The sequence below is a fragment of the Acinetobacter sp. ABJ_C5_2 genome, from assembly GCF_044538485.1.
Classification (GTDB): domain Bacteria; phylum Pseudomonadota; class Gammaproteobacteria; order Pseudomonadales; family Moraxellaceae; genus Acinetobacter; species Acinetobacter nosocomialis_A.
The window spans coordinates 20,380-47,078 of sequence record NZ_JBIUCS010000004.1 but is presented as its reverse complement, the minus strand read 5'-3'; the positions used below and the strand labels follow the sequence as shown (position 1 = coordinate 47,078).

Below are 26,699 nucleotides of genomic sequence, written 5' to 3'. Positions count from 1 at the left end.
TTTCAGACTTAACGAACACGATAAACTTGATGGTGTGAATCAACTAATAAATATTGATTCGGTGTTTTCACCCAGTGATATCCACGTGGTGGCTCATATAAACGGTGTGCACGCCAGTCTGAAACGAAGTAGCGGTTATCACGATATTCTACAGGTATACGCTCCCCTCGCTTGATTACGACATATTCATGGCCACGGTTCGCATTTGACCAAACTGGTGGTCTATGGTCATCGCGTCGATCATAACGATGATCGTGACGTTGTTCATAATGTCGATAGTCTTTACCGTGATAGTTATCCCAGCGATTATTTGAATCCGCCATCGCAGTAGCAGACATACCCAACATTAAAGTTGAAAGTACAAGAACGATTGGCTTTTTCATGGTGCATCCCTTTTGTCTTGATATAGAGCTAGAGTAAAAGAGAGTCAAGGAGAAACCATGAATAAAACAGACTTGATTGATATTGTTTGTAATGACTATAAAGAAAATATGAAGAATCTGTATCTGTGCTACCATTAGCATTTTCCAAGCTAGGTCAATTGCTGTGTCTGAAATCAGTTTTGAACGTCTTCATCAATTTTTCTGCAAAGTTCCAAGTGTACAAGAAGCCCGTATCATGGCGCATGGAGCAGATGGCGAACACGCTTGGTGGTTTAAGTTCAGTATTGATGTAGAACACCCACTTGCATGGCAAACCGTACAAGAACTCGGTCACGTTTTAAATTATCTCTCGACGAATGAGCGTCTACCAACACTATTTTTTCCGGTGTCACCCCCACCCTATATGAATGGTGAAGCAAAAGACTTTCTATCATGGATCATTCAGTGTAATCACCCTGAGTTTAATCCAGATGTCGTTTGTGATTGGCTTGAGGCGCGTTTACCAAATCCAGTAGATGATGAATCGCAGTGGAAAATTAAGACTGATTTGAGTGAAATAGAAAAGTTAGATGATAAGGCTTTGGATCAATTGATTCCGCCAGCGCTTTAATAAAGCAAATAATTCTTCTCTTTAACTTCAAAGAATTTTTCTTCAAAAGTTAAAGAGAAGTCTCTCTATTTAAACCAGTTTTTTATATGTGATGCTATTCTGCTTCTAAAACCCGGCTGTTCTGCACTTTCATCAAAAAGCCCTTCTATTTGCGGTTGTATCTGTTTTTCATAGTGTTGTTGAGCAGCAGGTAAAGCAAACGAAAAGACCTGATCCCAATAACTGATCGCCTCTAAACGTAATTTCAGCTCATCTGCCAATCGATGATTTTCCAGAATTCCAAAACCACCTCTCAATGCCACAACTAAGACCTCTGCAACTTTATTGTCAATACTACCATATTTAAAAGCCAGCTCTGCCCACTGCGCCTGTTCACACTGTTCAGTTAAAGCAACCATACATTCAACCGCGTCCAGACAGCCTAATTCGCTAGCTTGCTGAAAATATTGTCTAGCAAGCTCTGAATCATCCTCAATGTAATAACGTCCTTTTTCATATAATGCTTGTGCATGTTTATGTTCCGCAGCAATAGTAAAATATTTTTCAATTTCATCTAACTCATCATTACCGAGATCAGGCTTTTGATCTAACTCATAGGCATAGGCATACATTGCGACTGGATGATTCAACTCTGCTGCATTTTTTAAATAGTTTAACGAATTTTCTGTCAGTCTTGACAATTGCAGCCATGCATCCGCAGTACCTAAAGTCGCTTGCTGTTGATAAAACTGCTGTTGCCACTGCCACAACTGTTCTCGGTTTTGTTCTGATATATAACTGGCTTCATCAGTTCGAAGAAATTCAATAATTTTCTGGATATGGCCTCGTTGAAAAGCTTGTTCCAGATCCTGCATTAGGTCTTGCTGCGCATGCTCAAAATAATCGTTCCATGCCGCGGCATCAAATAATCCAAGCTGCTTCAATTCTTCATCATCATATCGTGACAAATACAAACTGGTACTCAGCTTTTCACCCTGATTCCAGGCCTGATACAGATACTGCATACTTTCAGTGTCTGGATAAGCAACTCCATGCTTAACTTTGATAAGTAACGCCTGAGTATTTCCCTGCGCAATTAATTGATCTGTAATTTGATGTAATTCACCATAGATTTGATCAATATAATTTTCATCGTAATACCCTATATCGAAAATCGTATTTTTTCTTTTTAATAAATCAAATAATGTGATAATGGCTTGAGTATGGCCCAAATGTGCCGCATGAAGTAGATATTGATCACGAAAATATATATTACGAGGCAGCATGCAATCCCCCCTCTCGTGATCATAAAACAGAGCAAGTTCAAACAGTGCTTGTGGGTTTTCTTGGGTAGCTAACACTTTTAATGATTCAATTGCCCGAATTGAATCAATCAAAATATTCTGGTTACCATAACTCAATGCCAAAGCATATTCTAAGGTTTCAACCATTAATCATTTTCCGTTTTCATCAAAATACTATAGTCACTTAAAAAGTCGATAATCCTGACCATTCCATAAAACGATAAATCCAATATTTCACTTTAGACTCGTCGGCATACTTCGCGTAATCCACACTCATCTGTTTCCCCTGCAAGTTTGACCATGAAGTATTGAAGTAATCCTGAGCATCTTTAAAAACTTGATCTTGAACTTTGCCTATAACCAACATATCCGTTTCTAGGTTGTAATTTTTTAAATTACGGGCCGTAAAGTTGGCAGAACCTACAATCAACTCAGCTTGCTGATTGTTATATTTCAAAATCATTTTGCTATGGTTCTGCTCACCGTGCGTATCACACCAACGGATTGGAATACCTACAGCATTTAGTTCTGAGGCAACCTGGCGGTTTGGGATACCATTTTTTTGTCTACCAAATGCATCTTTATTGGGATCAAGTAGAACCCGAACAGTAACCCCTCGCGCTTGAGCATTTTTTAGAGCTTCAATAATCTTGCGTTCAGATAAATAGAACATACTTAAATCGAGGTGTTCTTTAGGTTTAGCCGAGTTAATTAGTTTCAGCACAGATTCATAAATCGCGCCTTCAGTTAACACTTGAACTTGAGGCTTGGTTATATCTTTTTCAAAGTCACCTAAAATCAGTGATGGTGAGCTACTTCCAGACATTTGTGCAACAGTAGCTTCTGTTTGGAGAATATCAGTAGCTGTGGCTCCTGTTACAACCAACGCCACATTAGAGTGTCTCGAACTACCATCGTGTGGATTTGCTGAAGTGACTAATGATTTCCAGCCAGCATCAGTATCAACGACCAATGTCTTACGGTGATTGGCCTTAAAATTAAATAAGTTCAGATAACTTCGTAGCGTAATTTTTTCATTACCAAATGGGTTGGGTAGCCAGCCTTTGTCTGGATTATTTCCGACATTCTGACAACAGATATACCAAAAACCTGACCAAAGTGGATTCGACGCTCGTAAAGGAGCCAGATTTGTTTCGATAACATCGACACCAGCTTGACGTAATTGACGATAATGTTCAGGCCTTAAACCACCATAAACTGAGTTGATCGGGTCAGTAATCAATACAATCTGAATTTGATGGTTTTGTCTTTTTTTATTGATTAATGCATCAGTCAGCTCTTGCATCAATGGTCTTTGCTTTATTTTTGAATCACCGACTTCTGAATTAAACAAGAACATATCGACCACTATCGTAGTCTTTGCCTCATCAATCATTTTTAAGATTTCATCAAAAATATGCTGATCAAGCTTCTGCTGACCATTGGCATCCAGATAGGTTTTATCTGCTAAAAATTTGACATCGGCATGTCTAAGCTTGCCACTAAAGTTAATGCCCTGTGGTAATGGTTTTACTGTGTGGTAAATTGCCGATGCAACATATGCAATAGCAACAACGCAAAGTAATACCGCCATATAACGACGCCCTGACCAATTTATTTTTTGATGAATTCGCTGAAAAATACGCATAAAAAAGACCTAACTTGATCATTTCAAATTAGGTCTTTTAGCTTGATTTTTCAAGTTTAGTTTCGTGTTAGGCCTTAGAAACTAAAGTTTACACCTACAGTAAAATTACGTCCGACTTGTGGAACATTTGCAAGGAAAGACTCATGTTGATAAATACGGCTGTCTAACAAGTTATTGGCATTCAGGAACACTCGGTAATCACCAATGTTGCTATATTTCCCGTTATATCCAACGCCCAAGTTCAGCATGTTATAGCTCTGCCCTCTGGTTTCATAATTAGCAATATCATCTTGTTTAAACACATGATAATACTCGGCAGAAGCATCCCAGCCATCACCAAAATCTGCTTTGACTTTAGTACCTAAACGTCCACCAGGAATACGTGGTGCATTTTCATTATCAATTTTGCCGCGAACATAATCGCCAAATAACCCTAAATTATATACAGGTGAAATTTGGTAGCTTAGGTCAGCATCGACACCATAGAACTTCGCTGCATCTTGGCTATATTGAATAAGACGGAAGCCTTGGAACTCATCCAAAGTATTGGCATAAATGAAATTATCAAAACGGTTATGGAACACGCTTACGTTGTATTTTAAAAGGTCATTATTAAAGTGCAAACCTAACTCAACATTATTTGAGCGTTCTTTCTTAAGGTCATCATTACCCAACTCATAGGTATTGGTCGCCATATGAATACCGTCCGAATACAATTCTTGAGCAAATGGCAAACGCTCTTGGTGTGAAGTTGTGAGGGACAATTTATATTGCGGAATAAATTCCCAGCTTGCTGTACCAGCAACCGAATATCCAGTACCCGTGTAATTCTTTTGATCTGACTCAATGTCGATAGTTTGATGGTCAACACGAGAAGAAACAGCAAGATTGACGTTATTGATTTGTTTTTGTTGCAAACCAAATACGCTATAACGTTGGGTTTTGCTTGGGTCCATAATGGACTCATCACCAACAATATTCAGTTTTTGTTGGGTATATTGCGCGCCAATTTGCCCTGTCCAACCAGCCCAAGCATTATTTTCTAATGTAACTCGGCTATCAATCCCTTTGCTTTTAAAGGTTGTTCCGACATCAGTATTATGCATTTCTTCATGTTGATAATCGGTATAGCTTGCTTGCGCTGCAACTTTAGCAAAACCTGCAAATGGGTCTTTTAACTCACCTTTTAAGTCATAACGCTTTTCTTTGAGATTAATCCATGAAGCATCATGTTCGTGATCATGCTCATGATCGGTTGAATCACCTGCTCCACACACCAGATGCAAGCCATCACGTTCACATGAACCAAAAAGCTCATTATCAGCAGGAATACCATATTGATCATGGCGTTGGCTAAATGATGCACCGATAAATCCACGGTCACCAATCCAAGACAGTCCAGCATTATAGTTTTTAGAGTCGGCAAAAGTGCTGTCCTGACGACGCTCATCTGTTTGTAAATCTTTAGGCAAAATATAGTCATTGGCATCGCGCTTTAAACCACCAACACGTAGCGCAACATGATCCCCTAAACCGACTGTCGCTTGCCCTGAATAAAGTAGCTCATCACTACCTGAGTTGTAGCGAACACCAGCTTTTCCTTGATAGCCCTTATCTGGCATGCTGGTTGGAATTTTTTCATCAACAACATTCACCAGTCCCCCGACTGAGCCTGCACCATATAGTAATGCTTCAGCGCCATTTAATATCTGAATATCTTGGGCTGAGTTTGGATCAACCGTAACAGCATGGTCTGGCGATACAGATGAAACATCCATTACATCGCCACCATTTTGTACGATCTTGACGCGTGTACCATCTTGACCACGAATGACAGGACGACTCGCCCCTCCCGTATATTGAGCTGAATAAACCCCTGCCTGACCATTTAAAGCATTACCAATACTGGTTGCCCCTTCTGCCAAAGACGTATTCTTAGGTGGTGCTGTAGGTTCTGCTTTAACCGTAATTGTTGCCAATTCGGCAGGTTTCTCTTCCTTAGTATTTGTCTCATCTGCTGCCATCACTTGCTGAATAGAAAATGATAATAATGAGAGAACAAAAAGCTGTGTTTTGAGCTGCATAGTCAATGACCCATATTTTTTTGTTATATTATAACATTCCAAACGTTTTGCAATAAAAAACATTAGTCGTAGGTATGTTTCGTTAGACTCATTGTTTTGATGATGTGAGAAGCTTCCTTTTCCAATGCCTTTTACAATCTCTCATGCTGTTATCGCCCCACCGATTGCTAAACTAAGTCGAAACACACTGCCTATTGCTGCACTCGCTATTGGCAGTATGACACCTGACCTTTACCGCTTATTTACAGTTCAGTCCAGTATGCTGACTCATCAATGGAAAGGTTTGCTCTACCCAAACCTTGCATTAGGTTTATTGTTCTGTGCTATTTGGTATTTACTTTATCGGCCTGTTGTTTACCGTTTTTTTGGTATTCAGCATGATTTGAAATTAGGCTCTTTTAAACGTTTTATCCAGTTTTTTATTGGAATTATATTCGCACTTATTATCGGGATAGCCACTCATCTCATTTGGGATGGTCTTACCCACTCTGACTTTAGAACATTCATCTTCCAAGATTTCTTATCCCAAACGGTTCACTTGTTTGGTCGTCCATATCCTTTGCACCGTCTACTTCAACTCGGTTCTTCTGCTCTAGCATTACCATTTTTAGGTTGGATGAGTATTCATTACTATCAAAAACATAAACAGCACTGGAAAATAAGTCATAAAATTAAAATTTTTGCATGGTCATTGTTTATTTTATCTACCCTTTTGGGCTTATTTTCTTTTTGGGATTATGCCCGCTACATTCCTCATGAGGTTTGGCATACCGACACCTATTATTTTACAGGTCGATCTATTAATGAGTTCATGCAAGGTTGGTTAAGTACTTTCAGTTTAGGATGCTTATTATTCTTGTTTTTAGATCGGCAACAAAGAATGGGCTAATGGGTAAACTTGCTGCCAAATTGCTCATTTTTAGCTAAATTATAGCTGTTTTTTGATCTAGTTCTTGTCGCATGCCATTCAACAGGGCATAATCGAAAACTTACTTTTTTGACGGTGCGCGGTTTACGCATCCGTCTTTTCAGCCAATATAGTTTGGATAATCTTCATCATGATGCGAACTCATTACTGCGGCTCTTTAACTGAAGCCCAAATCGACCAAACCGTTACATTATGCGGTTGGGTACATCGTCGCCGTGACCATGGCGGTGTTATTTTCCTTGATATGCGTGACCGTGATGGTCTCGTTCAAGTGGTTATTGACCCAGATACTCCAGAAGCATTTGCAACTGCAGATAAAGCACGTTCTGAATATGTATTAAAAATTACAGGTCGTGTTCGTCGCCGTTATGAAGGTACTGAAAACCCAAATATGGTGAGTGGTCAAATCGAAGTTTTAGGCAAAGAAATCGAAGTTCTTGCTGCTTCTGAAACTCCGCCATTCCCGTTAAATGATGACACGATTAACGTGTCAGAAGAACACCGTTTAAAATATCGTTTCTTGGACATCCGTCGTCCAGAAATGCTAGATCGTTTACGTTTCCGTTCTAAAGTAACTAACTTGATTCGTAACTATTTAGACGATCACGGTTTCTTAGACGTTGAAACTCCGATTTTAACTCGTGCAACTCCTGAAGGCGCACGTGACTATTTAGTACCAAGCCGTGTACAAAATGGTAGCTTCTACGCACTTCCACAATCACCGCAATTGTTTAAACAATTATTGATGGTGGGTGGTATCGATCGTTACTACCAAATCGCGAAATGTTTTCGTGATGAAGACTTACGTGCTGACCGTCAGCCAGAATTCACTCAAATCGACATTGAAACATCGTTCTTAAATGACGATGAAATCATGGATTTGATGGAAGGCATGACTATTAAATTATTTAATGACTTGCTTGGCGTAAAATTTGAAAAATTCCGCCGTATGCCATATAGCGAAGCTATGCGTGACTATGCATCTGACAAACCAGATTTGCGTATTCCGTTAAAACTCGTTGACGTTGCAGACTTAATGCAAGAAGTTGAGTTCAAAGTATTTGCTGGCCCTGCAAAAGATCCTAAAGGCCGTATTGTTGCCTTACGTGTTCCAGGTGCAGCATCATTGCCACGTAGTGCAATTGATGAATACACTAAATTCGTTGGCATCTATGGTGCAAAAGGTTTGGCTTACATCAAAGTTAATGAACTCGCTAAAGGAATTGAAGGTCTTCAATCTCCAATCGTGAAATTCATTGAACCGATCGTACTTGAGCTGTTGGAACGTGTTGGCGCGCAAGATGGCGATATCGTATTCTTCGGTGCTGATAAAGCTAAAGTTGTAAATGATGCAATGGGTGCGCTTCGTGTCAAGATTGGTCATGACTTGAATCTTTCAACTTGTGAGTGGGCTCCACTTTGGGTTGTTGACTTCCCAATGTTTGAAGAAACTGACGATGGCAAATGGACTTCTGTTCACCATCCATTCACATTGCCTAAATCTAGCGTAGAAGACGTGAAGAGCAATCCAGGCGAAGCACTTTCTGTTGCTTACGACATGGTATTGAATGGTACTGAAGTTGGCGGTGGTTCACTTCGTATTTACACATTAGAAATGCAAAAAGCGATTTTTGAAGCGCTTGGTATTTCTGATGAAGAAGCAGAAGAGAAATTCAGCTTCTTACTTAACGCACTTCGTTATGGCGCTCCTCCTCACGGTGGTTTGGCATTTGGTCTTGACCGTTTAGTAATGCTTATGACTGGCGCGACTTCAATTCGTGACGTTATTGCATTCCCTAAAACGAAAACTGCTGAATGTCCACTTACTCAAGCACCTGCTCCTGTTGAAGCGAACCAGCTTCGTGACTTGGGCATCCGCTTACGTGAAAAGCCAAAAGCTGAAGAATCTAAATAATTTTTAGATTTTCAAATTAAAAAACCCTGCTTATGCAGGGTTTTTTAATTGAGAAAATCAAACAAACATTCAGTTTTCATAAGCTATGCTTTGCGAAAAAGTACGTCAGTGGCATAATAGGCTGCTTTCAATTAAGAGGTCAGCTATATGGCTATGCGCCCTGATGTACGTCGACATGCTTTAGTCGTGATTGTATTCTCCCTCGCACAATGGTTTTTCATGCGCTATATTCTTGCAAATGAATTATTTAACATGACTACAAATCAACGTATTTTATTTTTCTGTGTAAGTAGCTTGGTTGGTGCATTGCTCATTTTTGTTGCTTTAATTTATATGGTACTTAAAGGAAATGCCGATCATAAATAAAATTCATGAATCTAATCCCGAGCCAAGTTCATGAAAGTCTTAGCCATCGTTTCCATATCTATAGTACTTTTGACTTTTTTAGGTATGTCATAAGGATGATTAACGCATTCTTTTAAAGCAATGGCTAATTTCTCTATGTCATTTTTTGGAACTAGATAACGGTTCATAATCGGGTTATTAAAGAGTAATGCGATACTGCTACTTGAGTTATAACTTACTATTGGTATATCTAAACTCAATGCCTGTAATAAAGATATTGGGCTTCCTTCACTTGATGAGCTCATAACCACACAACGAGATTGGCATATAAAATCTTGCGGACTATTAGACCAGCCAAGAAAATCTACACGATCCTGTATATTTAATTTACTCACTAAACTTTTTAAAGGTAAAATTTCAGGACCCTCACCTAGTATTCCGAGCTTTCCACTCACATTTGCTTTATAAAACGCCATAATAGTATGATCAACCTGCTTAAGATTCACTAAGCGGCCTAAAAATAAAATATCCCATTTTTTTGAATTAAAACGGTTTGTGTTTTCTGGTAATTCAATACCATTTGGAATTGTTACAAACTCTGATAATTCTAGGATCTTTTTATATGCTTCTTCGAGATGCTTACTGACAATAACAATTCTTTTCCCATTAAGTAATTGTTTAAAATAAATTTTATGACGTTCGTAACGTAAATAACTACGCAACCGCCCCCAAGTATCTTTAAAAGGTCTTCTCTCTAATATCTCCCCATGTACCCAAAACCAGATTTTATCTTTTTGTCTAAGATAGTCATAAAGATAATATCCATTGTGAAATCCTAAAATAATTAAACTATAATTCCTGTTATTAATTTTTTCTTCAACCATAACCTGTTCAGCTTCTTTTAAAGTTTTCCTTTTCCACAATTTACCATAAGAAAAATCATAGCGAATATTTAGACTAATAAGTTCAACTGATGGTTCAAGATGACATTCCTGATTCGTATTATCAAGTGCACAAACTGTGACTTTTATTAATGAAGAGCGACTTAAAAAGTTCGCCAGAGCACATGTAATGCTTTGAGCACCACCCTTACCTAAGTTATCAACGATAAAAAGTATTTTCTTCATTTCCAGATTTTCAACTTCAATAAATAATATCTAAACCAGTTACTTACTTTTAGCCATAAATATCCAGAAAAAGATTTATTTATTTTAAAAAGTGCTTTTGTTATTTGTCTATTAATTTTATATTCAGCCAGAGGATATAAAAAATGACATTTATAGTCTTGTATGATTTTTTTCATATCATTATACATTGCTAAATCATTATGAGAAAAGTTAGAGTCATGTACCCTATAACCACAAAAGACTTCTGGTATATAGTGGAGTCTTTCGTCATCCTTTGTTAGCTTTAACCACAAGTACCAATCTTCAACTTTTATACTTTCATCATACCCATTTACATCTTTTAAAGTACTCAAACGAAGCATTTGTGTACATGCAGGCAAATCATGCTTATTTAGAATAATATCTTCAAATGAAAATGATGTCTTATTAGAGATTCTCTTAGTAACTGCATTTCCATTCGCATCAATAATTGCTACTGCACCAAATACTCCAATAACAGGAGTATTTTCAAGGTATTCGACTTGTCTGGATGTTTTCTCAGGGAACATTATGTCATCTGACGCAATCAGAGATACATATTTTCCCTGACACCATTGTATTGCTTCATTTAGTGTCGCACTCAGACCTTTATTTTCACGTGTGTAACATTCGAACCGTTTAAATCTTCCTCGACATTCTGACTCTATTTTTTTTATTTCCTCAAATGAATCATCTTTTGAACCATCATCAATAACGATGAGTTCAATAGCTTTATAATTTTGATTTATAACAGATTTGATACTATCAAGAATATACTGGCGATGATTATAGCAAGGTATAATTACCGAAACTAAAGGCTGCATTTAATATACTCACATCTAGTAAAAATCTGAATTATTTTTACTTTATTCCTTAAAAACAATATAGTTACCATTTCAATTAACAGTTAAAAAATTATCAGCTCATAATAAGCTTAACTCATTCCATTTTTTATATACTTACTTTTATACAATAGGGTATACCGATAACAGGCATCTAAAGAAAACCTGCAGAGTAAGTTTGCTGATATTAATAGATATTATGCGGTCTACCCTTCTGAATTGATTAAATATCTTCATTTAAGATTTTTTGCACTCACTATAATATCTTTCTAAAAATAGTTAATCCATCTAATCAACTAGTTATAGTAATGATAAACATCATGGATAAAATCGTTATGCTCTTTTGCAATTTGTTCAAAGCAATACTTTTCTAATGCTTCTTTCTTGGCTTGCTGTGCGAGCTGTAACGCAAAATCCGGGTTTTTGATTAGATACTCAATGCCATTTGCCAAATCCTGAGAATCACCTACTTTGGTAACCCAGGCATTTTCACGATGCTTGCATACTTGTAAAGGGCCAACATGATCACTACTCAACACAACCTTTCCCCAACCAAAAGCATCAAGTATTCCAAGTGGCTGAATATCATTTAGAGAAGGAATTGCCATAATATCTGCTGCATGGTAAATCTCGATTTTTTGCTGCTCATTTACCCATCCAGGAAATTGAACCAAATGTTCAATACCGAAATCCTGAACCATTTTTTCATATTCGGCTTTATTTTCTCCATCACCAGCAAGTATTGCTTTAACCTGAATATTTTTTTGATTCAATAAGTGAATAGCTTCAATCAGAACATGGACACCCTTATTTGGAATCATGCGGGTTAGCATTGCTATAGTAACGGGGTTTCGTAAAGGTTGAGGAAGTGCCGGCTCCTTTGGCAGATGCATCAGATTAGAAATCACCCGATGCATTTTTGTTGATTTTTGCTTCGCTGTTAATAGATATTTCACCAACTCTTGAATATGAGGTGTGATATGAATAAATGCATCAGCTCTGATTGTCCTTTTTACATTATGGCTATGGTTAACAGCAATAACAGGTATCTTTCTTGACATCCCGATCTGAGCATTTTTAAATAGCCAGACAGCTTTTCCGCTATGTGCAATAATTACATCTGGTTGTTGTTCTTGTAAAAAACTTCTAACTTTTAAAGCAGCATTGATACTATAAAAACCAGTATTAGGAATGACATAAATTGGACGTGAACCACTACTAAGGTGTTTATTTTCCTCACCACGTAGCAGAACAACCTGATGGCCATTCAATTCCAATGTATCAGATATGTTCAACATGGCTTGCCAACGACCACCCGTTGCATCCCCATAAACAGTATTTATAACTTTCATAACAACATTCACTTAAATTAAAATTACTTATTAAATAATAACATTTGAAAATATTAATTAAATTCTATGACTAGATAAATTTTTCTTTAGTTTGAAAAAAATCTCTTTTGCATGGTCTTTCATCTCCAGATCTTGCAACATTTGATCAAAATTTTGTACTGTAAACTGATCAAATAATGCAATCCATAATTTCTTTTTCAAAAAGAATAGCTGCTTTTTGATATCCTGATCATGCATATCATTCTCATTATAGAAAATTACTAATGGACAGCCAGACATTATAACTTCGGCAATCATAGAAGTTGAATCCTGACTAGCTAACACCCAATTAGCCGCTTTAATATAATCTTTGATATCACAGCTTTGCCCTTGTGCTACCCATGTTAACTGGTCATGGGGCTGAAAAATACCATACTGCTCAGCAAGCTGCTGTAATTCTTTTTCAAAAGTAATCGGTGTTCTTCGTGATGTTGTCAGTAGCAATCGCGCTGTAGGATATTGCTTTCGAACCTCTTGTAAAACAGTTGCCCATTGCGCCGCTTCACCAATTTTTACTGTTTTGGTGTCACCACCAATCAAAATTGCAATCGCTTGCTCAGCATTTTGAATACCCAAATGTTCTCGTGCCTGTTCGCATGTTAGAGGTAAAGCACTCATTTTATTCGGTGCAATTGGATAATAAAAATAATGAGGCAAAACGGCTTGCTGTTCATGAATGGTAAATACAACATCAAATAAGTCAGCGCGAATCCCCCGTAATGAACTCGCGACCAAATTTTTCACAGACTGATCTTTGTATAAATGTTGTTTGAGCAGTAGATTGGCAAGTAGAGTGTTTCCCCCTGCCGATACAATATAAGCAACCTGTTTCTGCTCTAATGCGCTTAGGGTTTGGGCATCAAGAAAATAACGCAGCCACTGCGTATTTATTGAAAACTTGATCAGTAACTTCAGAACACGATACAACCATTTGTTAGGTAGATTTAATTGAACCCATTCCACCTGATAATCTTGTTGTTGATTCAGTAGTTGCACTATTCCTTGAGTTTGAGTTTCATGGCCTGCTTTACCATCAGTCAACGCCAGGATGAAAGTTTTTTGTTGTGTCATCAATCCATCATCCTATGCTGAAAGCAATGATTGATAGACTTTGACCGTATTATCAATCATGCCATCTAAAACTAAATGCTGTTCGGCAAACTGAAAAACCGATTCAAAATCTTGCTGTACTTCTGGCAAATTCTGTAAAGTCTGTTCGATCAATCGATGTAAAGCCTGAACGTCATTCGGTGGACATAAATATTTCTCAGGCAGTACCATGGTCATAGCACCCACTGCTGTTGAGATCATTGGTACCTTACACAGCAAAGCTTCAACCATCGTGTATGGGCAGCCCTCATAATGAGATGACATCACAAATAAACTGGCTTGTTGTAGCAGTTGATAAATGTCTGTTCGATGACCCAATAATTTAATTTGATTTTGTAATTGGTGACTAGCAATCAAGCTTTGCAGTTTTTCCTGCTCAAAACCATCACCCACAATCCATAACTCGGCACCTGAAATCTCTTTCCACGCCTCAATTAAAATATCAAATCCCTTAACAGGGACAAGCCGCCCAATGGTCAAAACAACTGGTGGCTGATGTTTTGCAATCGATGGCAACGCTTTTGGTAAATCAATACCATTTAAAATCACCACTTTATTTGGATGATCCAGCACTTCCGCAGCATTTGGGCTTACGGTAATAACGGCTTCATAGTTTTTAAACATTTTCGTATTCTTTTTACGGCTATGTAGCGTCGCAACCGTATGCACTTGTACAAATGACATGACTGAAGCCACCATTGCAGCAGCTTTATTTCCATGCACATGTACGATATCGGCACTTGATCCCTTAATCGCTTTATACAACTGGTACAACACAAAGGGATTTCGACGACTTTTGCTTAAATCGACCGCAATAAAATTGGTATGTAAACGATCATGATATTTTTCATGTGCTATAACAGTAACGTTATGATCATGTTGCTGCAAACCGTGCGCCAGTTCGACCACATGTTTCTCTAAACCGCCTTCTTCATCGCCAGCCATCACAAGCGTAATTTTCATGCTTATCCCTCACGCTTACCAAGTTTTAAACGAAGCTTGACAGCAAATAATGAATCTTTACCGCTAATTTTTATACGTTGCAGTTGCATAAAGTCTGGCTGTTCGCCATCAATGCCTTCCACTGTAGTCATCGCATTGTTATACCCTGACTGTTTTGCCAATTTGACATCTCGGTCTGAATAAATCCCAAACGGATAAGCAAAACTGGTCACAGGTTTCCCAGTCAATTGTTCAAGCTGTTGCTTTGAATCAGTGAGTTCTTTTAAACAGTCTGCATCATCCAACTTACTTAAATTGGCATGCGTTAACGTATGTGAACCAATTTCAATGAGCCCACTGTCTGCCAGTTGCTTGACTTGAGCATCATTCAACTTAGCTTCACGCATGAGTTCACCACTATTGTGATGTTCTTTTTTATAGGTTGACCAATCCCGATCATGACGATCAACCACAACATAGATCGTTGCTTTCGCCTGATATTTTTCTAAAACTGGATAAGCATTTTGTAAGTTATCTAAATAACCATCATCAAAAGTAATGGCAACTGTTTTGGCTGGGTGTTTCCCCCAATTCTCTTGTAGTTCTTGCATAGTAACAAAGTGAAAACCTTGCGCTTTCATCCATGCGACCTGTTTTTCAAACTCAACGGGCTTCACCCGAAGTTTGTTAAATTTGGCACCGTCAATATGGTCTCGCACCATGTGATACATCAATACACGTGGTCGGTTCCAATCCACTGCTGGCTTCCACCACGCATACTTATAGCTAAATAACACGATAAGCAAAACTAGTAAAATCAGGATATAAATCACAATGCCAAACTCATTATTTCGCTAAAAGATATGTTGCCACACGGTCTGCTTCTTTAAAAGCATAAGGTTGTGGTAACTGTACAACACATGTCTGTTGTGAAATCAATTGTGATTCTAACATTTGATCAATCGAGTGCGTAATTCTATCCTCTTTCAAACGATCAATAGCAATCACACCGACTCGGCAACCCGCAGTAAGTGCCTCATAAATCATAGAAACACTATCTTCTGTTACCCACACCGCTTCTGCTTTTTGCATTTCCTCAAAAATCCAACCTTGAGGTGTTTGCTCAACCGGACATATCTGTAATTTTTTGGCGGAACTTTGTTGTTTTAGAATGTCTATAAAACCGGCTGGAGTCCGTCGTGAGGTCGTCAGAATAATTTCAGAGCCTGGATTATGCGCAACAATTTGTTGAACAGACAATAATACTTTTTCTTGGTTCCATTGGTGACGTTTAGATGAACCACCCAAAGCAATTAAAATTCTGGCTGCTTGATGGCGATTTTCATTACGAATGGGATTTAATGCACCACGTGTAACAATAGCGTGACTATTTGCCGGAATACCGTCATGCTCTGGAATCACAGCATAGTCGAACCAAGCAATAGGTAAATTTGGCTTCATTAAAATAACGGTCTTGGCTTTTTTAAAAATTTTACCCAGTAACCAGACACGAAAGTGCGTATGGCTCCCGACCCCAAATATAAAATTGGGTGCTTGTTCAAATAGAGTATTTTTTGAAAAGAAAAGTGCTTTGATTAGAGAAAAAATAGGCAAGTCATTAATAGAAATTTCTTCAAAAGTTGCATTTGCCTGCTGTCTTTGCATCGCCTGAAATAAACCTAAAGCCTGTGAGCGATGCCCTGCTTTACCATCAGAGACATAGACAATATGCATAAAAACTCCCTAACCAAAAAATAAAAAGGCGAAACCAATGTTCGCCTTTTCATGTTAGCGGATTAACTTATTTTACGTAAGTTAACCAGTGTTCATATTTCGGATTTCTACCTTGAACTGCATCAAAGTAAGTTTTTTGGATTTCAGTGGTAATTGGGCCACGGGTACCTGAACCGATTGGACGGTCATCGTATTCACGAATTGGTGTTACTTCAGCAGCAGTACCTGTGAAGAATGCTTCGTCTGCAATATAGAATTCGTCACGAGTAATACGGCGTTCAACAACTTGGTAACCAAGATCTCTAGCAATCGTCATCACAGTTTGACGTGTAATACCGTCAAGTGCACCGCCAGCGATATCTGGAGTATGTAAAACACCATCTTTAATCAAGAATACGTTTTCGCCAGAACCTTGGCATACATAACCTTGTGGGTCCATGAGCATTGCTTCATCGTAACCAGAGTGTGCAACTTCTTGGTGAGCAAGAATTGACAACGTGTAGTTACCAGATGCTTTTGCTTTACACATGGTCACGTTTGGATGATGGTGAGTAAATGATGAAGTTTTAACGCGAATACCTTTCGCCATTGCTTCATCACCAAGGTATGCACCCCATGCCCATGCAGCAACAGCGGCATGAATGGTGTTATTTGTTGCAGCAATACCTAGTTTTTCTGAACCGATCCAAATAAGCGGACGTAAATAGCAAGAAGCTAATTTATTTTCACGTACAACATCGATTTGTGCTTGTTCAAGCGTTGCTTGATCATACGGCACTTTCATTTGATAAATTTTTGCTGAATTTAACAAACGTTTTGTGTGGTCTTGGAGACGGAAAATTGCAGTACCTTTAGGCGTTTCATAAGCACGAACACCCTCAAATACGCCCATACTGTAGTGTAATGTATGGGTTAAAACGTGAATCTTTGCATCACGCCAATCAATTAATTTTCCATCTTGCCAAATAAAACCATCACGATCAGCCAAATTCATGGAACACTCCAAATTGTTATAAAATCATTCACTATCCAACTCAACCGAGGCGGTTGGGTCTATTAATCTTTGCCATAAATTGCAAACGACCGCACGGGTACTACGCCAGTCCGCTGCGCTGACTTGCATGGATTGATTCGCAAGGGCTAAGCGGTGGCTTTCGGCACGTTCACTAAGATAGGCTCGAATTAATGCTGTGGCATCTTCACTGGATAAGCAGTCTGCTTTAGCAGCATCTTCTAATATTCTTACATTATCAGAATAATGGGCGAGATCTGGTTTCGTCCCGCTCCATGCAAGTACAGCATACTGTGCCATAAATTCGATATCTACGATACCACCTGCGTCCTGTTTTAAATGAAAAATACCATGTTTTTTTTGTTCAGAAGACGAACCTAAGTGGTCTTTCATTTTCTGACGCATTTTCAACACTTCTTCACGAACATAAGCTTCATCTCTAGATTGAGTCAATATCTCGCGGCGAAATATTTCAAATTTTTGGCAAAGCGTTTCATCACCAGCGATAGAGCGTGCTCGAACGAGTGCCTGATGCTCCCAAAGCCATGCACTTTTCAACTGATAGTGTTCATAGGCTTTCAGACTGGTCACTAATAAACCAGCCTCACCTGAGGGTCTTAAGCGTGTATCAATTTCATAGACGCGGCCATCAAGCGTTTGAGTGGTCATGAGTGACATAAACTTTTGAGCAACACGCATAGCAAACTCAAAGCCAGTAATCGCCTTGGTTCCATCAGTGTCGGCTTGTTCATCTAGATAGTGAATAAAGACAAGATCCAAGTCAGAACCATAGCCCAGTTCAATGCCACCCACTTTGCCATAACCAATAACAGCAAAGGCTTTATAGTCAAGAGAGCAACGTTTTCCCTCAACATCCTTTGGGTAACCATGACGTTTTGCTACGGTCTGATAAGCTAAATGGAGAGTTGCATTAACACTCACTTCAGCAATATCTGTTAATGCATCGGACACCTTCATGAGCGGACTTTCAGCTAATACATCACTTGCAGCGACCGTGAGCACATTACTCTTTTTAAACAAGCGAAGTACCCGCATTTGATCTTCGACCTGATCAATTTCGATGCGAAGCAATTGCTGACGTAATGAGTCTTCCAAATCCTTACGCTTTGGTAATTCAAAGTCCATCGACAAAAATTCATCCAGTAGCACCGGATATTGCGTTAGCTCTTCACAAATCCACGGACTCACCGTCGCCATTTTCACTAAGCGTTGTAATGCCCCTTTACTTTCAATCAGCATCACCAAATACACGGTTCGACGCATAACCGATTCAATCAGCGGCATTAAACGCAATAATGCAGTTTGTGGTTGTTCGGACTGTAAGATCGCTTCAATCAAATGAGGCCAAAACGTTTTCAAGCGTTGCACAGCATTTGAAGGAAGTTTTTTAAGTGCATGGCCATGCCAGAACTCATGAATCAGATTTTTAGCATTGTCATCTAGCACTTCATCTAGCTGTTGTTCTAACTGTCCAAAGTTCTCGGTTGCTGCATTAGAGCTGGTATCTTCAATGAGTTGCTTAAATTGAACTTTTACTTTTTGACGTTTCTCATTAAGAACATCAATAAATTCATCCCAACTCGCAAAACCTAAGGTATCTATAATGCGTTGTCTTAGGTCAACTTCTTCTGGCAATAGTTGCGTTTGCTGATCATTGAGCGCTTGAATCGCATGTTCAACACGACGTAAAAACAGGTAAGCATCTTCAAGCTCTAATACGGCTTGTTTTTCTAACAAACCTGCCTCACCAATATGCTCTAGACTAACCAAACACTGACGGTCTTGTAACTCACGTTTAGACCCGCCGTAAATCAGCTGAAAAACCTGAACAATAAACTCAATTTCGCGTATACCGCCTGCCCCGAGTTTAATGTCATCCTCAATATGGCGGCGCAATACTTCGCGCTCAATCATCGCTTTCATGTCACGCATAGCAGCAAAAGCGGTGTAATCGACATAACGACGGAAGACAAAAGGACGTGTCATTTCTAATAAGTCTTGTCCTTCTTTACCGCCAGTCACAACACGCGCTTTAATCCATGCATAACGTTCCCATTCACGACCATGCTGACTTAAATATTTTTCTAAAGCTGCATGACTAATCGCTAATGCTGAGCCATCTCCCCAAGGGCGTAAGCGCATATCTACTCGAAACACAAAACCATCTGCGGTGATATGTTCAAGTAAATAAATAAGTTTTTGTCCCCATAAAATACAAAACTGCTGTACATCAATGCATTTGCGGCCGTTGGTTTCACCTTGTTCATCAAAGGCAAAAATCAGGTCGATATCACTCGATAAATTAAGCTCTTGTGCACCAAGCTTACCCATGGCAACCACAATCAAATCTTGAACTTTGCCTGAATAACTTAATGGTTCGCCGTGTTTAGCAACTAGTGCTACACGAGCAAAAACTTTTGCTGCACAAATACTGGCATCAGCAAAATCAGAAAGTTCGCGTGTGAGTGTGACAACATCGGTCAGTTGATTGGCATCCTGCCAAATCCAACGAAACATTAAACGACTGCGCAGTATACGAAGTGCACGCATCCAAGTTGTTTCATCGGCAATGCCATCGAGTGTGGTGTCTACAAATTGATAAATCTGATCAGTTGAGAGCGGCGCAGCAAATTGATCTAATTGATAATCTTGTTCTAAAACAGCCTGATGTAACCCCAAAACTTGTTCCGCGTATTGACTAGCACGCAATGTTTTTTGTAACTGCTCCGCATTCATATAAAAAAGCTCTTTTCCTCAGACTCTCTTTTTAGTTATAGCAGTTCACGTAGTAATAGGAAAAGGGATTAAACTAATTTTGCTTCTGATGTGTTTTGTTCTTCTACATGAAGCTCGGGAACTTCTTGGGCAGAAGGTAATAAAACTTTAAATGTCGTTCCAATACCTTTTTGCGAATTCACACTAATCTTACCCTGATTAATCTCGATAAACCGCTTACATAAACTTAAACCTAATCCCGCGCCCTTTTCACCTGCTGTTCCCTTAAAGCTCGCTGTAATACGCGGATGGAATAAATTTGCCATTTGTTGTTCGCTCATGCCAAGACCAGTATCACGTACAGTGATTTCGACATTTGTGCCTACTTGCTTCGCTTCAATGAACACTTTGCCAGAGCCATCAACATCGGTAAATTTCAATGCATTTGACACCAAGTTTTGGATCACGGAAGTCATCATATTAATATCGGCATAGATTTTTAAATCTTCGGAAACCGCATTTACCAATTCAATATTTTTCTTTAAAGCCAACGTATGCAGCACATCGCAAACAATATTGCTGACTTGTCTAAGCTTGAAATTAATTGGGTGATAAACAAAACGTCCACCCTCTGCCATCGCCCATGTCAGCAAACTTTCAAGTAAGTTATAGGTCGATTGAGAAGTGTCGTATAAATAGTCAGCAATATTTTGAATACTCGACTCATCCAGTGTTTCACGCTCTTTAGCTAACACTTCGGAGAAACCTAACAAGCCATGAAATGGCGCCCGCAAGTCATGCGAAATAATAGAAAAGAACTTTGTTTTACTCGAGTTAAGCGCGACTTGCTGCTCATAGAGTTCATTTAATTCTTCATAATTAAATTTCAACTCGACTTGTTGCATAAAACTAGAACAATAATCGAGCAACAACTGAATTTGATCATTTTCGAAAGTGGTTTCATCATCATCAAAGAAAACTGCAAATCCCATAGAAGTCTGGTCGGGTTGTACCAAATGGACAGCTAAAGCACGACCACAGTCAATATTAAGCTCTTTTAAATAGTTGATTAAATTTTGATAAGAAGGATGATCGTGATGAATCACCTGTTGTTTAGCAAAACATTGTTTTAAGTGTCTTGAAGGTTTAAATGAAATGGCAGTCATACCTTCAGGACAGTGATGCCAAAAGTAAGGTTCCTGATTAAAAGTGAGCAAAGCTTTTTGACACTTCAACAGGCGAACACTAAACCGGAAAAATTGCTCAATGTAGTTCTGCTCGGCATTTAATCCAAGTAATAGTGATATTCTACAAGCACTTAATTGCTCGACCTGATGTAGTTCTAATCGCTGTGTCATGCCCGCCTCACAGATTTTGTCGTTGTTAGTCGGAACCGCTCTTTGAGAAATGTACTTATAATCATTATGATCTAATACAAACTTTAACACAGTACATTAAAAGAGCAACTTTCTTTTCGAAATAGAAATGTGAAGTTTCAATTAAAGGTTTTCAGATACATAAAGTGGGTATGCTTTAGAAAAATACAACAATTATTTGAAGGTGATGAGTTGTAAGATGTTAGAAATGCGAGTTCAGAATTTTTAAAAGTATTGTTTGAAAAAAGGCCAATAAACTAGCCTTTTTTCAGATTACTATTTTATTAATAATTTAACTATCTTGTACATTATAACCATATTGTTGAATGCCAGCTCCCATATCCCCCGTGTAATTATGGCATGCTTGCATATAAGTTTCGGCATCTGACCATAAGACCCCAGGCACCCCAGAATCATTTAAAGGTATTATTGTTACCTGATCTTCAATCTGTAATGTTGGCTTAGTGATAGAGCATTGAATCTGGATTTTATGAGCTTCATGGTTCCATTCTATTTTTTTAGCATCCCAGCCTCGACTACCACCCACAACTGTCAACTCAATATTTGATTCAGTGGGTGTTTGCTTTATTAACTTGAACTCCATAACCCGAATAATTGAACATGGATCATGATAACAAGATTCAAGTTTTGCCCCCTTCTGTACACCAGAAAAATTAAATGTTGTCGTTGGTTCTATCATTTGTGGAGTTTCAGATTCTGGTATTTTTTCTACTGTAGGAATTGTTGTTGGCTCTATTTTTTGTTTAGGCTTTATCTCATCCATGGGCAAAACAATCTTTTTTATTTTCCAGCTTAAACCATCACGTTCCATAATGATTTTTACATCCGAACCATTCTCTTTATTTTTAAAAGTTACCTCAAACATGCTCATTGATAAATATCGAGTACTGTATTCTATCTTTGGAGGATCTGTTCTTTCTTTAGGCTTATCTTCTATATTACCAGTTAAACTTTTTCTGAGGTCCTTACCTTGTAACATCAATGTCATACCTTCAGGTGTTACTACCGCATCGACCATCTTTTCGGCCAAAGTTGAAGCCATCATTGCACCTAAAGCTTCCCAACCATTTGTTTCTTTAGTTGTAATCTCTTTTAGCATATAAGCATTCACCTGATCTTTCAGACTTTGACGTACGCTTGTATAGTCAATATAGGCAGAAACCTTTTCACTATCATTGTCTTTCAATGCATTCTTAATACTATTTAAGACGATATAAGGCGAAGCGTATAAATATCCAAAAATCAAAATGATTAATCCGAAGATTACCCCTATCATTTTTTTATTCATCATTTACTCTCTAATTTTTAAATAATAGGTAGAAAAATAATCCTACCTAAATCATATATCCTATCTTGTCTTTTATATTCTAATCAAAATTTACAGCTCAAGACTTTGAATGAAGGACAGATCTATTTATTCCACCAAAATTATAGGTCATCACTTATTTTCACAAATCTCTTCCCAAATGAAATTTCATAAGAGATCTAAACTTTCTATAAATTAAGAATTAACAATAAAAGATAAAATTATAATTGATAGGCAGTTATTTTAACCCAACAAAAAACCCCTAAGCCGTTAGTTTAGGGGTTTTCGTAGAATCTTACGATTCTGAATATGGTCCCGAGGGTCGGACTCGAACCGACACGTCATCTCTGACAGCGGATTTTGAGTCCGCCGCGTCTACCAATTTCACCACCTCGGGAGAGGAAGTATGTTTGTGTTGCGTATATTAGCGCGTTTGTAAAACTTGTCAAATCCTAAGTGAATATTATCGTTCACTTTTAGATCATTTAAACATTTTTTATGATTTAGGTCAGAAGCACAGCCATAAAAAAGCGAAAAAGTTTATACTAGCCCCAATTTTTGCGGTGTTTTTTCCTAAATATGCAACTGTCTGACTTTTCCTTTGAATTACCCGATGAACTTATTGCCCGTTACCCTCTCGAATCACGTAGTGCTTCACGTTTATTGCATTTAGACGCAAAGGGTCAATATCACGATCACATGTTCACAGATATTATCGATCTGTTCGAAGAAGGTGATTTGTTGGTACTCAACGATACCAAAGTAATGAAAGCTCGTCTTAAAGGAAAACGTGCCACAGGTGGTGCTATTGAAATTTTGGTTGAGCGTATGCTGAACCACACCACAGCGTATTGCCATATTAAAGCGAGTAATTCGCCTAAAGCAGGGGCTGAGCTTTTTGTCGGTGCAAGTAATATTCCTGTGATTGTGCGTGGCCGTCACGAAAACTTATTTGTCGTTGAGTTTTCACAGCCAATTTTACCTGTACTTGAGCAATATGGTCAGTTACCTATTCCGCCTTACTTTAACCGTGAAGCAGAAGAAATTGACACTGAACGCTATCAAACGGTTTTCCATAACCCAGAAAAAATTGCCAGTGTGGCTGCACCAACTGCAAGCTTGCACTTTGACGAAGAGTTGTTAGCAAAGTTAGATCAAAAAGGCATTAAAAAAACGTTTGTGACTCTTCACGTTGGTGCAGGTACTTTTATGCCTGTACGCACTGACGACATTACCAACCATGTCATGCATAGTGAATGGTGCGACGTTCCTCAAGAAACCATTGATTTAATTTTGGCGACTAAAGCACGTGGCAATAAAGTAATTGCTGTTGGTACAACTGCAACACGTGCCTTAGAAAGTGCAGCCCAAGCACACGGCGGAAAAATCGCAGCGTGGAATGGTGATACGCAAATCTTTATTTATCCGGGTTATGAGTTCTGTATCGTAGATCGTTTAATTACTAACTTCCATTTACCTGAGTCCACCCTGCTCATGTTAGTTTCAGCATTGTCGAATCGAGACAATATTTTGGCTGCTTATGAACATGCGGTTAAAGACCGCTATCGCTTCTTTAGTTATGGCGATGCAATGCTGATTGATAAATTAGAAGTTTAAAAATTAAAGCTGGGTTAAACCTATAAGTTAATTCGAGGTTTAACCCAGCTGATCTAGATACTATTTTAATTAATAAAAAAATTTATGAATCCTATCTTCCAGAAAGTTCGAAATACTTTTGATAATCAAAATACGCACAACAAAATTACTTTAAAAAATATTGAAGCGTTAAGAAATTTACTTAATCAGGAATTACCACCTGAGTTGCTTATTCATTCATTAAAGAATTGGACAGGTACACAACAGCTTGATATACAAAATTATATTTTTTGGAATGCTACAATCTTTGCCTTAGTTTGTATGGCTTTAGGCTTTTTTATTTCGATATATTTCTTCCCTTTTTCGATTCTTGCGATCTTTTATGGCTTTCATCATAGAGCATCGACTGCCGAACTTAATTGTCTGCTTCAAGATATCCAAACTTATTATTATGAACATAAATATAATTTTAAATTTGCAACCGAAGATAATTTGCCGGAAGAAGGCACACCTGCTTCAGTTTTTCCATTATTTAAGTTAGGTAATCAACAAAATTCCGTCCTAATAGCAATACACGGCAAGTGGCAAGTAAGAGAAACAACTCATCCCTATAAAATTTTTAGATATCATTATATCAATCGAGAGATGGCCTATAACTCAAAAGGCAGTTGGGAACTTAAAGATGTTAGCTATGATTTATACGGCGTTATTTTAGAGAGTTTTCCAGTTCGCGGAGTCAGCATTTCAAGTCAACAGCAAAAGGCTTGCCGCTTAGGAGTAGCTTGGGAATCAAGTGATATTCGTTTTAATCAAAAATACCAACAAAGTGGAATTAATGAGTTGGACTTAGTAAAATTTCTAAGCCCTGACCGTTTGTTATTATTAGAAAAAATGTTGGAAAATTTTCCGGGGGACTTCTATGTACACCCTGAAACATCTGCATTATGTTGGCTCTGTAATGTAAATCTTTTACGTCAGCAAAGTTTATATGGCACTAGTGTACGTGAGCTTGCTGAATGTCTAGAAACACTTTCAATGCCAGAGTTTGAGCAGTTTGCAAATATATTGCAGCATTTCATTGATGAAACTCAAATTCCGAAGTCATAAAAGTAATTATTTATTTAAAACTTATTTCTATTTATCTCTTTCAATTTAAAAGATAATCTAGGCTTAGCACTTTATTATAATCATCCCATTACCTTCATGCCAATTGATACCGTAAAACAAGCACTTCATATAAGACGTAAAAAAAATGCACAGGTCTTTCGTAATATTGCTCGACTTTGGGACGTGGGACAAAAGTCACAAACAGATCAAGAACTCTTAAACGCGTTACATCCATGGCGTGAAGACCATAACCTTCGTTTTGTTAATGTATTGCCGTATTTGTTAGGTATTTGCAGTATTACGACGCTATTATTTGGATATTTTTTTCATCCTCATATTCAATATATTTGGAGTCTGTTATGGGCATTTTTAACTGGTTTCCTAGCCTATTTGCTCTATGAACCGCAAAAGCCTCTAACCGAAGTCATTCACTATTTAGAGCAGCGTATGACTGCTTTACGTTATGGCCTACAGTTTCAGCAGTTACCAGCTTATCTACCAATTCAAGCCCAACCCATTTTAGTCTTGAGCAGACTAAAACAATATTTCCCATTGTTTAATCGAGGCAATGAAGCTAATGAAATTACAGAGTTTGCTTCAGTGACATGGAATGATGGCATTACAGATCATCAAGTCCTGCTATTTAAATACCACTATGTAAATAATTTACCTATTCTTCAAGATCAGAACAGCGATAAAAAAATAGTAAAAGAGATTCATAAAGACCTATGGGGCGCTTTTATTTTTCAAATGCCAGCCTTAGGTATTGCTGTAAGTAATCAACGTTCTCGCTTTTTTGAACCATACTTATGCGAATGGCAAAGTACTGATATTCTGATTAACCAAGAGCTCAATATCTTCGGTACTGACCAGCACCAGTTAGCTAAAGAAATTAGTCCAAGTTTAACTTTAAAACTTCATGATTTTTTTCAACATTTTACCGGTGATTTAATTTATCATCATGAAGAGCAAATATTATGTTATCTCGGTGAGCAAGATCTTTTTCAAACCACCAGCAAACGTAGTGAAATTCATGATATTCCAGCATTACGTGGACATTTACGTACCATGACCATGCCGCAATATGAAAAATTTCAGCAATTCATGCTTAATTTAATTAAATAAATCTCTCGTAGTGCTGAACTAGCAACTTATAAACAATAAGAAGTTAAAAGGTTCAATGAG

22 protein-coding genes and 1 tRNA gene are annotated in these 26,699 nt (G+C 38.1%); 7 read left to right on the top strand and 16 right to left on the bottom strand.

What is annotated here, in order from left to right; translation table 11 throughout:
- Positions 1 to 8: 8 nt before the first annotated feature.
- A complete protein-coding gene (locus ACH8JV_RS07125; protein ID WP_396520416.1) occupies positions 9 to 383 on the bottom strand; it encodes an RcnB family protein in 375 nt (124 codons plus the stop codon).
- A gap of 163 nt (positions 384 to 546) precedes the next feature.
- Here ACH8JV_RS07125 and ACH8JV_RS07120 point away from each other — a divergent pair, with 163 nt between their 5' ends.
- A complete protein-coding gene (locus ACH8JV_RS07120; RefSeq protein WP_396520414.1) occupies positions 547 to 993 on the top strand; it encodes a hypothetical protein in 447 nt (148 codons plus the stop codon).
- 65 nt (positions 994 to 1,058) lie between these two features.
- Here ACH8JV_RS07120 and ACH8JV_RS07115 read toward each other — a convergent pair whose 3' ends face one another.
- The 3 genes from ACH8JV_RS07115 to znuD all read right to left on the bottom strand — a co-directional run bounded on the left by ACH8JV_RS07115 (position 1,059) and on the right by znuD (position 6,008).
- Positions 1,059 to 2,423, bottom strand: a complete 1,365-nt coding sequence (locus tag ACH8JV_RS07115; protein WP_396520412.1) for a sel1 repeat family protein — start codon at positions 2,421 to 2,423, stop codon at positions 1,059 to 1,061.
- Between the two features lie 37 nt (positions 2,424 to 2,460).
- Positions 2,461 to 3,924, bottom strand: a complete 1,464-nt coding sequence (locus ACH8JV_RS07110) for a phospholipase D family protein (RefSeq protein WP_396520410.1) — start codon at positions 3,922 to 3,924, stop codon at positions 2,461 to 2,463.
- A 74-nt stretch (positions 3,925 to 3,998) separates the two neighbouring features.
- Positions 3,999 to 6,008: a zinc piracy TonB-dependent receptor ZnuD gene (znuD, locus tag ACH8JV_RS07105; RefSeq protein WP_396520408.1), complete on the bottom strand. Its 2,010-nt coding sequence runs from the start codon at positions 6,006 to 6,008 to the stop codon at positions 3,999 to 4,001.
- 124 nt (positions 6,009 to 6,132) lie between these two features.
- Here znuD and ACH8JV_RS07100 point away from each other — a divergent pair, with 124 nt between their 5' ends.
- The 3 genes from ACH8JV_RS07100 (at position 6,133) to ACH8JV_RS07090 (ending at position 9,217) form a co-directional block, all read left to right on the top strand.
- Positions 6,133 to 6,897, top strand: a complete 765-nt coding sequence (locus ACH8JV_RS07100) for a DUF4184 family protein (protein WP_396520406.1) — start codon at positions 6,133 to 6,135, stop codon at positions 6,895 to 6,897.
- 169 nt (positions 6,898 to 7,066) lie between these two features.
- Complete coding sequence (gene aspS, locus ACH8JV_RS07095) at positions 7,067 to 8,851, top strand: aspartate--tRNA ligase (RefSeq protein WP_396520404.1); 1,785 nt, start codon at positions 7,067 to 7,069, stop codon at positions 8,849 to 8,851.
- Between the two features lie 147 nt (positions 8,852 to 8,998).
- Positions 8,999 to 9,217 (top strand): hypothetical protein, encoded by a 219-nt coding sequence (locus ACH8JV_RS07090; protein ID WP_396520402.1) that lies wholly within the window; start codon positions 8,999 to 9,001, stop codon positions 9,215 to 9,217.
- Between the two features lie 11 nt (positions 9,218 to 9,228).
- Here the strand turns inward: ACH8JV_RS07090 and ACH8JV_RS07085 are convergent, their stop codons facing one another.
- From ACH8JV_RS07085 to ACH8JV_RS07030, 12 genes are all read right to left on the bottom strand, one after another.
- Entirely contained in the window at positions 9,229 to 10,323 is a 1,095-nt protein-coding gene (locus ACH8JV_RS07085; RefSeq protein WP_348888904.1) for a glycosyltransferase, read from the bottom strand.
- On the bottom strand, positions 10,320 to 11,165 hold the full coding sequence (locus ACH8JV_RS07080; RefSeq protein WP_396520400.1) for a glycosyltransferase family 2 protein: 846 nt from the start codon (positions 11,163 to 11,165) through the stop codon (positions 10,320 to 10,322). The genes ACH8JV_RS07085 and ACH8JV_RS07080 overlap by 4 nt, the downstream gene beginning before the upstream one ends.
- Before the next feature lie 314 nt (positions 11,166 to 11,479).
- Positions 11,480 to 12,535 (bottom strand): glycosyltransferase family 4 protein, encoded by a 1,056-nt coding sequence (locus ACH8JV_RS07075; RefSeq protein ID WP_348888906.1) that lies wholly within the window; start codon positions 12,533 to 12,535, stop codon positions 11,480 to 11,482.
- Positions 12,536 to 12,592: 57 nt separating this feature from the next.
- A complete protein-coding gene (locus tag ACH8JV_RS07070) occupies positions 12,593 to 13,645 on the bottom strand; it encodes an ELM1/GtrOC1 family putative glycosyltransferase (protein ID WP_348888907.1) in 1,053 nt (350 codons plus the stop codon).
- A 12-nt stretch (positions 13,646 to 13,657) separates the two neighbouring features.
- On the bottom strand, positions 13,658 to 14,647 hold the full coding sequence (locus tag ACH8JV_RS07065; RefSeq protein ID WP_396520397.1) for a glycosyltransferase: 990 nt from the start codon (positions 14,645 to 14,647) through the stop codon (positions 13,658 to 13,660).
- A 2-nt stretch (positions 14,648 to 14,649) separates the two neighbouring features.
- Entirely contained in the window at positions 14,650 to 15,459 is an 810-nt protein-coding gene (locus ACH8JV_RS07060; RefSeq protein WP_348888909.1) for a polysaccharide deacetylase family protein, read from the bottom strand.
- 13 nt (positions 15,460 to 15,472) lie between these two features.
- A complete protein-coding gene (locus ACH8JV_RS07055; protein ID WP_396520395.1) occupies positions 15,473 to 16,360 on the bottom strand; it encodes a mitochondrial fission ELM1 family protein in 888 nt (295 codons plus the stop codon).
- 67 nt (positions 16,361 to 16,427) lie between these two features.
- Positions 16,428 to 17,354: a branched-chain amino acid transaminase gene (locus ACH8JV_RS07050; protein WP_004705670.1), complete on the bottom strand. Its 927-nt coding sequence runs from the start codon at positions 17,352 to 17,354 to the stop codon at positions 16,428 to 16,430.
- Positions 17,355 to 17,378: 24 nt separating this feature from the next.
- A complete protein-coding gene (gene glnE / locus ACH8JV_RS07045) occupies positions 17,379 to 20,129 on the bottom strand; it encodes a bifunctional [glutamate--ammonia ligase]-adenylyl-L-tyrosine phosphorylase/[glutamate--ammonia-ligase] adenylyltransferase (RefSeq protein ID WP_396520392.1) in 2,751 nt (916 codons plus the stop codon).
- A gap of 68 nt (positions 20,130 to 20,197) precedes the next feature.
- Positions 20,198 to 21,466: a sensor histidine kinase gene (locus ACH8JV_RS07040; RefSeq protein ID WP_396520390.1), complete on the bottom strand. Its 1,269-nt coding sequence runs from the start codon at positions 21,464 to 21,466 to the stop codon at positions 20,198 to 20,200.
- Positions 21,467 to 21,776: 310 nt separating this feature from the next.
- Positions 21,777 to 22,796: a DUF2939 domain-containing protein gene (locus tag ACH8JV_RS07035; RefSeq protein WP_396520388.1), complete on the bottom strand. Its 1,020-nt coding sequence runs from the start codon at positions 22,794 to 22,796 to the stop codon at positions 21,777 to 21,779.
- Positions 22,797 to 23,121: 325 nt separating this feature from the next.
- A tRNA-Leu gene (locus ACH8JV_RS07030) sits at positions 23,122 to 23,208 on the bottom strand.
- A gap of 182 nt (positions 23,209 to 23,390) precedes the next feature.
- Here ACH8JV_RS07030 and queA point away from each other — a divergent pair.
- The 3 genes from queA to ACH8JV_RS07015 all read left to right on the top strand — a co-directional run bounded on the left by queA (position 23,391) and on the right by ACH8JV_RS07015 (position 26,639).
- The gene (gene queA, locus ACH8JV_RS07025; protein ID WP_396520386.1) at positions 23,391 to 24,428 is read left to right on the top strand and encodes a tRNA preQ1(34) S-adenosylmethionine ribosyltransferase-isomerase QueA; all 1,038 of its coding nucleotides are present in this window, start codon (positions 23,391 to 23,393) and stop codon (positions 24,426 to 24,428) included.
- A gap of 84 nt (positions 24,429 to 24,512) precedes the next feature.
- A complete protein-coding gene (locus tag ACH8JV_RS07020; RefSeq protein ID WP_396520384.1) occupies positions 24,513 to 25,514 on the top strand; it encodes a hypothetical protein in 1,002 nt (333 codons plus the stop codon).
- A 96-nt stretch (positions 25,515 to 25,610) separates the two neighbouring features.
- Complete coding sequence (locus ACH8JV_RS07015; RefSeq protein ID WP_396520382.1) at positions 25,611 to 26,639, top strand: hypothetical protein; 1,029 nt, start codon at positions 25,611 to 25,613, stop codon at positions 26,637 to 26,639.
- The last annotated feature ends 60 nt before the right edge of the window (positions 26,640 to 26,699 follow it).

Bases quoted from the DNA above. Each gene is read 5' to 3' on its own strand.
- ACH8JV_RS07125 (WP_396520416.1), bottom strand. From the start codon at position 383: ATGAAAAAGCCAATCGTTCTTGTACTTTCAACTTTAATGTTGGGTATG.
- ACH8JV_RS07115 (WP_396520412.1), bottom strand. From the start codon at position 2,423: ATGGTTGAAACCTTAGAATATGCTTTGGCATTGAGTTATGGTAACCAG.
- ACH8JV_RS07110 (WP_396520410.1), bottom strand. From the start codon at position 3,924: ATGCGTATTTTTCAGCGAATTCATCAAAAAATAAATTGGTCAGGGCGT.
- znuD (WP_396520408.1), bottom strand. From the start codon at position 6,008: ATGCAGCTCAAAACACAGCTTTTTGTTCTCTCATTATTATCATTTTCT.
- ACH8JV_RS07100 (WP_396520406.1), top strand. From the start codon at position 6,133: ATGCCTTTTACAATCTCTCATGCTGTTATCGCCCCACCGATTGCTAAA.
- aspS (WP_396520404.1), top strand. From the start codon at position 7,067: ATGATGCGAACTCATTACTGCGGCTCTTTAACTGAAGCCCAAATCGAC.
- ACH8JV_RS07090 (WP_396520402.1), top strand. From the start codon at position 8,999: ATGGCTATGCGCCCTGATGTACGTCGACATGCTTTAGTCGTGATTGTA.
- ACH8JV_RS07085 (WP_348888904.1), bottom strand. From the start codon at position 10,323: ATGAAGAAAATACTTTTTATCGTTGATAACTTAGGTAAGGGTGGTGCT.
- ACH8JV_RS07080 (WP_396520400.1), bottom strand. From the start codon at position 11,165: ATGCAGCCTTTAGTTTCGGTAATTATACCTTGCTATAATCATCGCCAG.
- ACH8JV_RS07075 (WP_348888906.1), bottom strand. From the start codon at position 12,535: ATGAAAGTTATAAATACTGTTTATGGGGATGCAACGGGTGGTCGTTGG.
- ACH8JV_RS07070 (WP_348888907.1), bottom strand. From the start codon at position 13,645: ATGACACAACAAAAAACTTTCATCCTGGCGTTGACTGATGGTAAAGCA.
- ACH8JV_RS07065 (WP_396520397.1), bottom strand. From the start codon at position 14,647: ATGAAAATTACGCTTGTGATGGCTGGCGATGAAGAAGGCGGTTTAGAG.
- ACH8JV_RS07055 (WP_396520395.1), bottom strand. From the start codon at position 16,360: ATGCATATTGTCTATGTCTCTGATGGTAAAGCAGGGCATCGCTCACAG.
- ACH8JV_RS07050 (WP_004705670.1), bottom strand. From the start codon at position 17,354: ATGAATTTGGCTGATCGTGATGGTTTTATTTGGCAAGATGGAAAATTA.
- glnE (WP_396520392.1), bottom strand. From the start codon at position 20,129: ATGAATGCGGAGCAGTTACAAAAAACATTGCGTGCTAGTCAATACGCG.
- ACH8JV_RS07040 (WP_396520390.1), bottom strand. From the start codon at position 21,466: ATGACACAGCGATTAGAACTACATCAGGTCGAGCAATTAAGTGCTTGT.
- ACH8JV_RS07035 (WP_396520388.1), bottom strand. From the start codon at position 22,796: ATGATGAATAAAAAAATGATAGGGGTAATCTTCGGATTAATCATTTTG.
- queA (WP_396520386.1), top strand. From the start codon at position 23,391: ATGCAACTGTCTGACTTTTCCTTTGAATTACCCGATGAACTTATTGCC.
- ACH8JV_RS07020 (WP_396520384.1), top strand. From the start codon at position 24,513: ATGAATCCTATCTTCCAGAAAGTTCGAAATACTTTTGATAATCAAAAT.
- ACH8JV_RS07015 (WP_396520382.1), top strand. From the start codon at position 25,611: ATGCCAATTGATACCGTAAAACAAGCACTTCATATAAGACGTAAAAAA.